Source organism: Erwinia tracheiphila, assembly GCF_021365465.1.
Lineage (GTDB): Bacteria > Pseudomonadota > Gammaproteobacteria > Enterobacterales > Enterobacteriaceae > Erwinia > Erwinia tracheiphila.
In genome coordinates, this window is record NZ_CP089932.1 from 1305483 (window position 1) to 1318142 (window position 12660).

Consider the following 12660-nt stretch of genomic DNA (forward strand, 5'->3'; position numbering starts at 1 on the left):
TAAGAATTGCAATGGGATGGATTAGAATGAAGAAAAAACTTGCTGTATTTGGTCTTGCAGGTCTGGCCCTGTTACCGTCGCTTGTGATGGCCGCAACAGCACCAGTGGTAGATAAAGCGGATAATGCCTTTATGATGATTTGCACCGCACTGGTGCTGTTTATGACTTTACCCGGCATTGCATTGTTTTACGGTGGTCTGATCCGCACAAAGAACGTTCTTTCGATGATGACACAGGTGTCGGTCACTTTTGCGATGGTGTGCGTTTTATGGATGCTCTATGGCTATTCACTTGCTTTCAGTGAAGGCAACGCCTTTTTTGGTGGTTTCAGCATGGCTATGCTGAAAAATATTCAGCTCACCGCGCTCGTAGGCACGTTTTATCAATATATTCACGTATCTTTTCAGGCCTCCTTCGCCTGTATCACTGTCGGGCTGATTGTTGGTTCGATAGCCGAGCGCGTGCGGTTTTCCGCTGTGTTAATTTTTGTAGCTATTTGGTTAACCTTTTCCTACTTACCTATTGCGCACATGGTATGGTCAGGTGGTTTGCTGGCGCAGGATGGAGCACTGGACTTTGCTGGCGGTACTGTTGTTCACATAAACGCAGCGGTAGCTGGCCTGGTTGGTGCTTATCTGGTGGGCAAACGTGCTGGTTTTGGTAAAGAAGCCTTCAAACCTCACAATCTGCCAATGGTATTCACTGGAACGGCGATCCTCTATGTTGGTTGGTTCGGTTTTAATGCGGGTTCCGCAAGCGCCGCTAACGAAATTGCAGGTCTGGCATTTCTGAATACCGTGATGGCAACGGCAGGGGCGATGCTCAGTTGGACGTTTGGAGAATGGGCGTTGCGTGGAAAACCGTCTTTGCTGGGCGTTTGTTCGGGTGCAATTGCTGGCCTGGTCGCGGTTACCCCTGCTTGCGGTTATGTCGGAGTGGGAGGTGCGCTAATTATTGGTCTCGTCGGTGGGCTTGCTGGTCTGTGGGGCGTCACTACGTTGAAAAAGTGGCTGCGTGTCGATGATCCTTGTGATGTGTTCGGCGTACACGGCGTGTGTGGAATTGTGGGCTGTATTTTGACAGGTGTCTTTGCTTCTTCTTCATTAGGAGGAGTAGGCTATGCGTCAGGTGTGACTATGGGGCATCAGGTTTGGATTCAATTGTTAAGCGTGGGCGTGACCATTGCCTGGACGGGTGTGGTAGCTTTCATTGCTTTCAAAGTGGCTGACATGATTGTTGGTCTGCGAGTTCCTGAAGATCAGGAGCGCGAGGGTCTGGATGTCAACAGTCATGGTGAAAATGCCTACAACCACTAAGTGGATAAAAGACAGTAACTTTTAAAAAGACGGCCCCGATTTGGGGCCGTAAACCTCTCTTTCAGCTGGCTGACTGACGTATACGCATTAAGCCTTCCTGTACCGTTGAAGCAACCAGCGTTCCATCTTGAGTATAAAACTCCCCATGCACCAGGCCTCTGGCACCTGAGGTCGAGGAACTTTCAATGTTGTAAAGTAGCCACTAGTTTAAATCCGCGTGACGATGGAATCACATCGAATGGTCAATCGTCACGACCTGCATGTCTGGCTCAAGAAAACCTTTACCATGAGGTCGCAGTGCTACCGGCAAAAAATTCAAATCGGAAGCATACCCCAGTAAATATTGATGAATATGCTTCTTTGTCGGTAGTACTCCATTTGCACGGATCCAGACACAACGTACGGGTGGAGCAATTTCACCCTTAAGTGGGTTATGAAATTTTACCGGTCGTATTTCCAATGGTTTCTCTGCAAGAAATTTCTCTTTTACGCGCACTGGAATAGAATGAGCAAGCTCTCTGGCAATATCGCTTTCATTAGGGAGAGCGTCGGGGCCCGGCACATCAGGCATGGCTTTTTGATGATCCAGGCCAACTTCAGGAGTCTGGAAAGAAAGGGTCATAAAGAAGATGGGATGCCCATTTTGTGTTGCGCTGACGCGTCTGGTACTGAAACTTTGCCCATCACGTAATGTATCCACCTCATAAATAATGGCTTTTTGGCTGTCTCCGGGGAGTAAAAAGTAGCTGTGAAGGGAATGGATAACTCTCTCCGATGGGGTAGTTTGCCTGTCCGCGTGAAGAGCCTGTCCAATAACCTGTCCTCCGAATAACTGGCGCAGGCCGATGTCTGCACTCTGGTCCCGAAACAGGCTCTCATCCAGTTTTTCCAACTCAAGCAGGTTTAATAAGTTCTACAAGGCATGACCCATTGGTTTTTTTCCTTCATCATCGACGCATAAAATAGTGTGGGGATCCGATTACTTTTCGTCAACCGGGCCTGAAGTGATTTGTTTCCGTGGAGGAGGAATTTGGGGCCTCCCGGAAAATATTATTAACCTGTGCCAGGATTTAAGGTGGGATGACAGAACATTTCTGCCACTTTTGGCGCGCTAAAATAACGCTCGTAAATTGATCACATGGAGACTTAATCAATGAAACTCTGGCCAGTACTCACACTGGTACTGTTCTGACTATTGCGCTCGCGGGCTGTGTGAATAAAGGTCAAGATGTTGCAACTGCGTCCCTCGCTTCGCAGGTGGCAGGGTAATCATCAACACTGCGCCAGCCAAACGTTAGCGGTTCTGTTTATGTTCGGCAGAAGGCTGCATTGCCGCCTGGTGCGGTGCTGACTGTAATGCTATCAGATGCTTCCGTTGCCAGTGCACCTTCTAAAGTGATTGCACAGCGTTCGCTCAGAACAGGGGATAAGCAGGCACCGTTCAATTTTATCCTGCCGTTTAACCCTGCTGATATTCAGCCAAATTCACGCATTTTGCTTAGTACAGTGATTGCCGTTGACGGTAAGATGGTTTTTATAACTGAAACGGTTAAAACGGCTGTGACAAATGGGGCAACAAAAGAAGAGTTGGTGCTTGTTCCTGTTCCTTCTGTTGCTTTACCTTCTCAGAACGAGGCCACAACGACTGTCCCCTCGACATCGCCCACGCAGGTCACGCCTTCTGCTTCAGTTCCTGCGCCGTCATCTCTGTAACTTCCCAGCGGTAACGCCTGAGGACAATTTTTCCCTCAGGCGTTACTTCGATTCCCTCTGCCATCAATGCCTGACGTTGGCGAGCAAGATTATCACCTGATAGTGAAATTTTACCCATTCTATTAATTACGCGGTGCCAAGGTAATTTACTCTCGGGGGGAAGCCGTTTTAATACGCCACCTACCTGACGGGCTGCGCGGGGTGAACCTGCGAGGCAGGCAATTTCTCCGTAAGTGGTCACTTTACCATAAGGTATGGCGGCAACAATTTGCCAGATACGCTGGCGGAAATTATCCTGGATTGTCATAGCTACGCATTCTCAGAATGCCAAAATAAGTGAAACAGATAGCATTGGAGATATTTCATACAGTTATATCATTAAATTAGTGCAGTCAGGGAGCGTCAGAAAAAAAGATTGCAGAAGTGCACAAGAAACAAACGGTTATCTGCCATATACTTGCAATTGCTGCAGCGTTCATTGATAATACTTCTGCTCCAGAGAATGGGGCTTTTCAATGGAGACCCGGTTGGTTCTCCCGCAACACTAATCTGTGAACTCGGTCAGGTCCGGAAGGAAGCAGCCGCAGCAGACGTCGTGTGTGCCGGGATGTGGCTGGCAGGGCCTCCACCAATTTATCGCCCCGCCGCACATTTTTTAATCCTAACGTATGAATTTCCAGACTGAAACAGGCACCTTATCGTAAAGCTTATTCATAGTGAGTTCAGCCAGGCGATGGTCAGCAGCAGAATAAAATACTGCCAGCTCATTGTCGGATAATTCGTATTTGTTCTTTTCTATAACGCGTTCCAGGGTGTCGATAGAACGACACTTTCTTAAACGCATAAGATAATCAGTTTTAGTAAGAACTTTGTTTGTCATTGTTAAGCCGTTGAAAAAAAGGTTTTAAAACGAGTGGCTCGCAGGATTGGCAACTTGAGCGCACTCCTCTGCAAAAATGCTAAACAACCCTTCAGCTGATTTTCGCCAGCGTTGCAGTTCCTGAACATTAATGCCGTAATTACTAAAGAGCATAAAAGTGTCATCAAGATATTCATCAATCTGACTAATCAGATCGCTATCTTCAATATGTTTAATTTTGTAATTCATGGTAAATGAGGCTATGTGCTCAATCAAATCGTTAAGCTGTAAATTGCTGGCAGAAGTCGGATCGTTAATCCATCCATGATGGCTGTCACCTATTGTTGTCATGCTTTCATCGTACAAATTTTCACACAAGAATTTTAATTGTGCAATATCATGCCTTTTTGGTGAATACTCGTCCATCTTTTTCCCCTCCACAGCGAGTTAGAGGTGCCATTAGTTTAGTCTTTTACTAATAGTGTGCCAGGAGGCGATATTTAAGCCTCTTACACTGACATAAATTTAATAACCTGATTAAACGATTTTTTTATACGCAGCATTTTATCAGCAATACAAGGGTATAGTGACATTATAAATTAATAAAATCCACAGGTTAGCGAGCTATTCGGACTTCATTACTTTTGATATTACTTATCCATGTGCGGATTGAAATTTGTATTTAGGATGCTTTCATTAAAGTGGCATAGCATCTTATAGCGTGATTCAAAGCAATATTCTACATAAACAATTCAAATGTTGTCGTAAAAATAATGTATTTTCATTGAAATCATGAGGAATGCGTTGTTTGCGCAACTTTTATTTTGGGAATTATCTGCTGAATAGTTTCATAAAAAGTACTTTTCCATGATTAACGTTCACAGACCATGAAATAGCGCTGTATATTTCTTCTCCATGTGGCGTAATGAATATTTATATCGATAATTGTTGTTTTGCTCAGAATTATCAAGTGCTTTAAATTAATACCAACACCATCTTTATGATTTAACTATCGGTTATTCCAGCAGATAATACCTATTTTTGTGACAGGTGAATACCCTGCTCAAAGATTATTTACATTAATACAATTTACCTTCATCCTACCCAAAGAAATACTTAGATACAATTTATTTACACTCAGAGGTTCGTTCTTAACATAAAATACTGTTATGTTATAACATATTGGGTATGCGAAATGGTTTTCCGTTCATCTTTAATTCAGCGAGGGACCTTATTCACGCATTCTGCAGTGGTCAGGATCGCTGTTGCATCTCTGCTCTCCTTGATTCTTCTTATATCGACATATTGGGCTGTTTGCGGATGATCCATTTGAATAATTTGACCGCGGGCTATCGTGGTAAAGCCGCTACTCCCGTTCTGGAAGGACGATTTTTGCACGGGGCTATGACAGCACTGATCGGCGCTAATGGCTCAGGGAAGTCTACTTTGCTTAAAACAGTGGCTGGCTTGTTACGCCCGGTATCTGGTTCTGTTACTCATAACTACTCCCCAGGGGATGTGGTTTTTTTGCCGCAGCAATCCGAAATCGAAAGAGGCTTTCCGGTTAGTGTGTTTGATCTTGTTGCAATGGGATGCTGGAGACAATGCGGTTGGTTTGGCGCAATGAATCGCTCTGTGCGGCAGTCCGTGATGGGGGCACTGGAGAAAGTCAATATGCAGGATTTTGCGCTGATGCCGCCGGGTGAACTCTCAGGCGGTCAATTGCAGCGTGTACTTTTTGCTCGCCTGCTCGTTCAAAACGCTTCTCTATTATTACTTGATGAGCCTTTTACCGGCATTGACAGCGAAACAACAGCGATGCTGCTTACACTTTTGGAGGAGCGGCATCAGGCTGGTTGCACCCTGATTGTGGTACTGCATGATTTGGTCGCCGTTGAAAAACATTTTTCGCAAACGCTGAAACTTTTGCCAAACCGTGCTGAATGGTTATCTGGTAGTAAGAGGGTTACGTCACCCAATGTTAATAATGTAGTGGGGTTTAAATGAGCTTGCTGCTAACTGCGCCATTTGTTGAATTTGGCTTTATGCGCAGAGCGCTGGTGGCCTGTGTTGCACTGTCGCTTAGTGCAACTCCCTTGGGGGTTTTCCTGCTATTACGCAGAATGAGCCTTGTCGGTGATGCGCTTTCTCATGCGGTTTTGCCGGGGGCGGCTATTGGTTATTTGATATCAGGGCTTTCGCTGGTGGCGATGGGGACGGGCGGCATTATCGCAGGCCTGTCGGTTGCCTTACTTTCGGGAGCGGTCAGTCGTTTTACGCCACTGCGGGAAGACGCCAGCTTCGCGGCTTTTTACCTCGGCTCGCTGGCCCTGGGAGTTACGCTGGTTTCATTACGTGGTTCCAGCATCGATCTGCTCCATGTCCTTTTTGGGTCGCTTCTGGCTGTTGATAACCCATCCATTATCCTGGTCAGCGGCGTTGCTTCCTTCACTCTGTTAGCATTGGCATTAATTTACCGTCCTTTAGTTATCGATGCTTTCGACCCCGCTTTTTTGCATGCTCAGAGCCGTTGGGTCCCTCCGTTGGTTCACAGCATCTTCCTCATGCTGGTCGTCACTAATCTGGTTGCTGGCTTTCAGGTACTAGGTACCTTGATGTGTGTTGGATTAATGATGTTACCTGCCGCTGCCGCGCGTTTCTGGTCTGTGAGATTACCTGGTATGATTTTTACAGCGATGCTCCTCGCGTTAATCGCCAGTTTCACCGGGTTGATTGCCTCCTGGTATTGTTCGTTACCCGCCGGACCAGCTGTAATACTCAACGCCGCCATATTGTTTTTTATTTCAATTTTAATTGGGCCATGCGGTGGAATCTTCCGCAAACGGCCTTTTTCTATTGGTAAGGAGAAAGCATGAAGATGTTACCCGTTACGCTAGCGGTTGCGGCGTTTTTTGTCTCCCCTTTTGTGCTGGCAAATACGGTCAATACGGTAGCCAGTTTTTCAGTTCTGGCTGATATAGTTAAAGAAGTTGGCGGCGAGCATGTGAAAGTGAAAAGCCTTGTCGGCTTCGACGGCGACCCGCATAGTTTCGAACCTACACCTCAGGACTCACAGGTCCTGCTAAAAGCGGATGCGGTTTTTGTCAGCGGGCTGGGTATGGAGGGCTGGATGGATCGTTTGATTTCTGCTTCCGGATACAAGGGTAAAGTGATTGTTGCATCTCAAGGGATCACAACCCGAACGATGGAAGACGAGGGTAGAATTGTTACCGATCCACACGCATGGAACAGCATGAAAAATGGTGAGGTATACGCAACAAATGTGATGAATGCACTTATTGCTATCGACCCCGAAGATGCAGATTATTTTCGGCAGCGCGGTTTGGCCTATATCACTGAATTACAGAAGCTTGATGACTGGGCGAAAACGGAATTCGCCGCAGTGCCTGCAGAAAAACGTAAAGTGTTAACCAGCCATGATGCTTTTGGTTATTTTGGTCAACGTTATGGTGTAAGTTTCTTATCGCCTGCCGGTTTTTCTACTGAATCAGAAGCAAGCGCTTCAGATGTTGCTGGCTTAATCACCCAGCTGAAAAAAGAACATATTCACAGCTATTTTATTGAGAACCAGACCGATCCTCGCTTGGTGAAACAGATCGCGTCTGCCACGGGGGCTAAACCCGGCGGGGAGTTATACCCCGAAGCATTAACTAAAAAAGATGGTATGGCGAACAGTTATATTGCAGCGTTCAGGCACAACGTCAATGCCATGGTTGAGAGCATGAAATAAGTCAGCAGGACAGGGAAGCCCTTTTTAGTGGCTCTGAACAGAGCACAACGGTAGTCAGCTGTTGAAAGATAGTAATGAGAAATGTGCAGGAATGGTGTTGTAATTGCGAGCGATGGCAAAATACTGTCCTTTACAATTTATGAATTACAACAGCTGGCGTATCAGGCCATCGGCTCGTTTAAGGTGTATTAGCTCAGACCTGATCTGACCGTTACCGGTTATTTATACAGGTGTCTGTCAGATTATATCTGGCTTAAATTCTTCTCAGCCCGGATAGGTTTTCCATCAAGTAACGTTTCCATTGGCGTCCGCCCACAGCACATTTTTCCCTGATGGTTCGCTCATTATTATAGTGGGCCAGCCATTCATCAAGATCCGATTGTCGTGTGGCGATATCGCCATACAGTTTTTTGCGGAACGCCACCTGATAAAACGCCTGCAATATCGTTCTGTGAAAGCGCTCACAGATACCATTGGTCTGCGGAGACATCGTTTTGGTTTTTGTATGCTCAATATCATTTATCGCCAGATAAAGCTGATAGTCATGCTGTTCCACCTTGCCACAGTACTCCGTGCCTCTGTCTGTCAGTATCCTCAGTACTGGCAGGCCCTGCGACTCGTAAAACGGTAACACGCGATCGTTCAGCAGGTCAGCCGCAGTAATCGGCGTTTTGGTGACATACAGCTTGCAGTGAGCGACCTTTGAATATGTATCCACGAACGTTTGCTGATAAATACGACCGGCTCCTTTCAGGTTGCCCACGTAGAACGTGTCCTGTGAACCCGGATAGCCGGGATGAGCCGTTTCAATTTCGCCACAGACGTCGTCATCACTGGCCTTACGTTACAATGCCACTATCTGGCTGTCGCTCAGTTCGATACCCTTACGGGCCACTTTTTCTTCCAGCGATTTCAGGCGTTTTTTGAAGTTCTCAAGGTTATGGCGCAACCAGACAGAACGGACAGCACTTCCTGAGATAAAAACGCCCTGTTTACGTAATTCATTACTGCTCCGGTGCTGGCCATGGGCGGGAAAAGCAACGGCATAATCAACAACAGCCTGCTCAGTGGCATCATCGGTGCAATTCTTAAGGTCAGTGACGCGGCGACTGCGATTTATCAGCGCATCCACGCCGCCATTATCGACCAGTTCGCGATAGCGGTAAAAGGTCTCGCGTGAGACGCCCATGATTTTACAGGCTTTCGACACGTTACTGAGTTCTTCAGCCAGATTGAGCAAACCGGCTTTGTGTTTAATGACGGGATTGGTAGAATGAAACATGAGAGTGACCTTGTGTTTTGTATAAGGCTTCGACACCCATATCAAAATCGGTAACTCTCAACTTTTCAAGGTCATGTGTCAGATTAAGTCGCGACTAACACACACCCTCAACAAAAAAAGAACGACCTCGAGTTAATAAAAAAAGTCATAGCTACCAAATAGCAAACGGGAGTGGTTCTCCACTCCCGTTACAATTTCATTTATTTTTTGATTCTTTTAAAACCTCAACCATCCGGTCAGGCATCATAGGGGTTTATGGAGCAGTGGAATCCAAAAGATAGTTAAAAGGTTAAATTGAGTGGTCAATAACTTTTAAATCAATCTGTTGCGGTTAATGGCTTTTTTTGCTCTAAAAATAGCCAGCATGAGTACAGCCAACTTAGCTACCATAATTGAGATAGCCAAGAGCACAAATTCACGATGTAAATTGGCTGGTTTATTTTTGGCCACTTAAAATGGCTGCTTAACGGCGGTTACTGTTCCACTGAGCCTCAAACCCCTAATACCCCAAGAGAAGCAATATCATCATACGGATATCTAACCACTAAATAACATTGGTGAAAGGCATAAAATTGACATTTTCACTTTGGAACATTGGATCACATTTCAAACTTACATTAGCATGAACTGCGGTCAGGCAGAGGGCAAAATCAGCCCTCTTTCGTGGTCAGGCACAGAGCGAGCAGGCCGCTCTGGCTTTTAGCTGTTTCATTCAGGCCAGTTAATCATCTCGTCGAGGCCGGACAGTAACGCCGGAAAGTAGCTCTGGTCAATGTAAAATGTGTCCGTTACTTTGATGCTTTCTGCATGATCTTCTGGTCTCAAGACCAAATTAACTTCGACATGCTCTGAGTGAATTTTAATGAAAGAAATATTCATCCTGTTTTCCAGACTATCAAAATTTACAGTAAATGATTCATTTACAGAAACTATGCTTTGATAGATATTTTCAACTCCATTTTTTAATTGTGAAAGTTCATAAACCGTAAATGCTGTTTTAAATTCCGTTTTCAATTCAGGCACACTAAATTCAATCCATGCGTTTATCCAGTCATCATTATCTGGATTACACTCTCTTTCATAAGGAGTAACTTTTAGCTGTCTGTTTCCACAAATAATTTCGATCATAGTAATCTTTTTCATTTATATAAAAAATGGCTAACTGTCCAGTCTTTTTCTCTGACAACGACTTCCAACATGTATTTTTTGTAGATATATGTTTTTTTGCCTTGTCTTCTATAAGTCTGTATATATCTGTTTCATAACGAAAATAACCCGGTTTTTTTTGGGGATCAGGCATTCGTTTGCCATAGTGAATAGCTTTCTCCTGAAGCTGCAAAGGCACATAGCGCCCGGAGTTATACATATGTTTCGCAGCGGTTTCTGTCATTTTTAGTTTACGAGCTGACAGACCAACTTTTAACCGACTTCTTAAAAAACTGACCGTTCCCTGACTGAGCTTTACCGTGAGAGCCGTTCTGACTCCGCTTTGCAGTAGCGCCCTGCCAGCTAAGAAGATGCGGAAAATACCGGCCGCAAGTAACGCAATATCGGTTGGATCAATCAGCGGTGATTCCAGCGGAGCTTCTTCCAGTGTGACAAAAGTTCCATCGGTGTCATAAATTCGCCAAAGACCAAGGGCTTGTGAAACGGAATAACCGATACACATCCCGCTTTCGTCATCGGTTATGGGTTTGGCATTGTGGGGTAAAAGTAGCGGACGGATTTCAAAAAATTCCCCCTGGGGCAATGGGGAATGAAATATGTAATATCGACCGGGTTCTTCTGTGGTTGCAAATCCTGTTGCCATAAAATATTCCCTTGTGGTAAATCAGATCCAGAGAAATCATATAACACTTTCTTGAGTACTACATCAATAGTTGATGCAGGCCATCAGCTGGCTACTATTATGTGTATTAGCTCAGACCTGATCTGACCGTTACCGGTTATTTATACAGGTGTCTGTCAGATTATATCTGGCTTAAATTCTTCTCAGCCCGGATAGGTTTTCCATCAAGTAACGTTTCCATTGGCGTCCGCCCACAGCACATTTTCCCTGATGGGTTCGCTCATTATTATAGTGAGCCAGCCATTCATCAAGATCCGATTGTCGTGTGGCGATATCGCCATACAGTTTTTTGCGGAACGTCACCTGATAAAACGCCTGCAATATCGTTCTGTGAAAGCGCTCACAGATACCATTGGTCTGCGGAGACATCGTTTTGGTTTTTGTATGCTCAATATCATTTATCGCCAGATAAAGCTGATAGTCATGCTGTTCCACCTTGCCACAGTACTCTGTGCCTCTGTCTGTCAGTATCCTCAGTACTGGCAGGCCCTGCGACTCGTAAAACGGTAACACGCGATCGTTCAGCAGGTCAGCCGTAGTAATCGGCGTTTTGGCGACATACAGCTTGCAGTGAGCGACCTTTGAATATGTATCCACGAACGTTTGCTGATAAATACGACCGGCTCCTTTCAGGTTGCCCACGTAGAACGTGTCCTGTGAACCCGGATAGCCGGGATGAGCCGTTTCAATTTCGCCACAGACGTCGTCATCACTGGCCTTACGTTACAATGCCACTATCTGGCTGTCGCTCAGTTCGATACCCTTACGGGCCACTTTTTCTTCCAGCGATTTCAGGCGTTTTTTGAAGTTCTCAAGGTTATGGCGCAACCAGACAGAACGGACAGCACTTCCTGAGATAAAAACGCCCTGTTTACGTAATTCATTACTGCTCCGGTGCTGGCCATGGGCGGGAAAAGCAACGGCATAATCAACAACAGCCTGCTCAGTGGCATCATCGGTGCAATTCTTAAGGTCAGGGACGCGGCGACTGCAATTTATCAGCGCATCCACGCCGCCATTATCGGCCAGTTCGCGATAGCGGTAAAAGGTCTCGCGTGAGACGCCCATGATTTTACAGGCTTTCGACACGTTACTGAGTTCTTCAGCCAGATTGAGCAAACCGGCTTTGTGTTTAATGACGGGATTGGTAGAATGAAACATGAGAGTGACCTTGTGTTTTGTATAAGGCTTCGACACCCATATCAAAATCGGTAACTCTCAACTTTTCAAGGTCATGTGTCAGATTAAGTCGCGACTAATACATTTAAGGAAATATCATTTCTGTTATCGTTTCTTTTTCTTTCTTCCCTGTACCGCTTTGAAGCGTGGGTTGCTTTTGCAAATAACGTATATGCGGCCATGCCGACGCACCACTTTACAATCTTTATGGCGTTTTTTGGCTGATGCTAATGAGCTAAGAACCTGCATAATATCGTCTCCTTATTTTGCGCCAGAGAAAAAGCGACCAAAGCGCTGATTGAAACGGCGAGCGCTACCTTCTTTTGCAAATTCTTTTTGCTTACCGGTGTAGTAGGGATGCGAAGCGGAGGATACATCCAGTGTTACATAAGATAATATTTTTCCATTGAGCTCTACCGTCCGTTCAGTTCTGACAGTGGGACCAACAATAAAATAAGTATCAACACTGGTGTCGTGAAATGCCACGATGCGGTAATCAGGATGAATGTCTTCTTTCATAATTCTTCTCTTGAATTGAAATGTTATAACATAACAATATTATGCGTTCTGAAAAAATAGATTGCAACCAAAAAAGGGAGTGACAGAAACTGAATCTGTCAGGCAGGTCTTCAAAGAAGAAAGGGGCTGTATGAGCAGCCCCTTTGATATTTATTTACAGCCAGGTATCAGGGATGTTCTGGCAGATGGGCA

The 12660-nt window shown here is 45.4% G+C and carries 12 protein-coding genes, 1 other RNA gene and 4 pseudogenes; 6 read left to right on the forward strand and 11 right to left on the reverse strand.

The genetic code is table 11. From position 1 onward, the window contains the following. The first annotated feature begins 11 nt into the window (after window positions 1–11). Window positions 12–1316, forward strand: a complete 1305-nt coding sequence (amtB, locus tag LU633_RS06875; RefSeq protein WP_087949710.1) for an ammonium transporter AmtB — start codon at window positions 12–14, stop codon at window positions 1314–1316. A 61-nt stretch (window positions 1317–1377) separates the two neighbouring features. Here the strand turns inward: amtB and LU633_RS06880 are convergent. Continuing rightward, window positions 1378–2217, reverse strand: a pseudogene (locus LU633_RS06880) (acyl-CoA thioesterase domain-containing protein). Between the two features lie 252 nt (window positions 2218–2469). Between LU633_RS06880 and LU633_RS06885 the strand changes: the two are divergent. Further along, a pseudogene (locus tag LU633_RS06885) lies at window positions 2470–3029 on the forward strand (YbaY family lipoprotein). On the opposite strand, the gene LU633_RS06890 reads toward LU633_RS06885, so the two are convergent. Next, window positions 2989–3336: an MGMT family protein gene (locus LU633_RS06890; RefSeq protein ID WP_016191645.1), complete on the reverse strand. Its 348-nt coding sequence runs from the start codon at window positions 3334–3336 to the stop codon at window positions 2989–2991. The pseudogene LU633_RS06885 and the gene LU633_RS06890 sit on opposite strands and share 41 nt — an antisense overlap. Before the next feature lie 218 nt (window positions 3337–3554). Here LU633_RS06890 and ffs point away from each other — a divergent pair. Then, window positions 3555–3651, forward strand: an RNA gene (gene ffs, locus LU633_RS06895) — signal recognition particle sRNA small type. A 39-nt stretch (window positions 3652–3690) separates the two neighbouring features. Here ffs and LU633_RS06900 read toward each other — a convergent pair. Then, window positions 3691–3909: an HHA domain-containing protein gene (locus tag LU633_RS06900; RefSeq protein ID WP_016191644.1), complete on the reverse strand. Its 219-nt coding sequence runs from the start codon at window positions 3907–3909 to the stop codon at window positions 3691–3693. A gap of 24 nt (window positions 3910–3933) precedes the next feature. Next, a complete protein-coding gene (tomB, locus tag LU633_RS06905; RefSeq protein ID WP_016191643.1) occupies window positions 3934–4314 on the reverse strand; it encodes an Hha toxicity modulator TomB in 381 nt (126 codons plus the stop codon). 894 nt (window positions 4315–5208) lie between these two features. Here tomB and LU633_RS06910 point away from each other — a divergent pair. Genes LU633_RS06910 through LU633_RS06920 form a run of 3 tightly spaced genes read left to right on the forward strand, consistent with a single transcriptional unit; the run spans window position 5209 to window position 7639 of the window. Continuing rightward, entirely contained in the window at window positions 5209–5895 is a 687-nt protein-coding gene (locus LU633_RS06910) for a metal ABC transporter ATP-binding protein (RefSeq protein ID WP_046372383.1), read from the forward strand. A 2-nt stretch (window positions 5896–5897) separates the two neighbouring features. Next, complete coding sequence (locus LU633_RS06915; protein ID WP_040465679.1) at window positions 5898–6764, forward strand: metal ABC transporter permease; 867 nt, start codon at window positions 5898–5900, stop codon at window positions 6762–6764. Then, the gene (locus LU633_RS06920) at window positions 6761–7639 is read left to right on the forward strand and encodes a metal ABC transporter substrate-binding protein (protein ID WP_016191640.1); all 879 of its coding nucleotides are present in this window, start codon (window positions 6761–6763) and stop codon (window positions 7637–7639) included. The genes LU633_RS06915 and LU633_RS06920 overlap by 4 nt, the downstream gene beginning before the upstream one ends. Before the next feature lie 242 nt (window positions 7640–7881). Here LU633_RS06920 and LU633_RS06925 read toward each other — a convergent pair. The 7 genes and pseudogenes from LU633_RS06925 to LU633_RS06955 all read right to left on the reverse strand — a co-directional run bounded on the left by LU633_RS06925 (window position 7882) and on the right by LU633_RS06955 (window position 12468). Beyond that, a pseudogene (locus tag LU633_RS06925) lies at window positions 7882–8921 on the reverse strand (IS481 family transposase). Window positions 8922–9233: 312 nt separating this feature from the next. Further along, window positions 9234–9371 carry a hypothetical protein gene (locus LU633_RS06930; protein ID WP_157275241.1) on the reverse strand — a complete coding sequence of 46 codons (138 nt, stop codon included), beginning with the start codon at window positions 9369–9371 and terminating at the stop codon, window positions 9234–9236. 258 nt (window positions 9372–9629) lie between these two features. After that, the gene (locus LU633_RS06935; RefSeq protein WP_046372402.1) at window positions 9630–10049 is read right to left on the reverse strand and encodes a WapI family immunity protein; all 420 of its coding nucleotides are present in this window, start codon (window positions 10047–10049) and stop codon (window positions 9630–9632) included. Beyond that, window positions 10000–10731: a hypothetical protein gene (locus LU633_RS06940; RefSeq protein WP_016191638.1), complete on the reverse strand. Its 732-nt coding sequence runs from the start codon at window positions 10729–10731 to the stop codon at window positions 10000–10002. Before LU633_RS06940 ends, LU633_RS06935 begins: the two co-directional genes overlap by 50 nt. A gap of 160 nt (window positions 10732–10891) precedes the next feature. Further along, window positions 10892–11931 (reverse strand): annotated as a pseudogene (locus LU633_RS06945) (IS481 family transposase). A gap of 123 nt (window positions 11932–12054) precedes the next feature. Then, the gene (gene ykgO / locus LU633_RS06950) at window positions 12055–12198 is read right to left on the reverse strand and encodes a type B 50S ribosomal protein L36 (RefSeq protein ID WP_016191637.1); all 144 of its coding nucleotides are present in this window, start codon (window positions 12196–12198) and stop codon (window positions 12055–12057) included. 12 nt (window positions 12199–12210) lie between these two features. Next, complete coding sequence (locus LU633_RS06955; protein ID WP_016191636.1) at window positions 12211–12468, reverse strand: type B 50S ribosomal protein L31; 258 nt, start codon at window positions 12466–12468, stop codon at window positions 12211–12213. Between the last annotated feature and the right edge of the window lie 192 nt (window positions 12469–12660).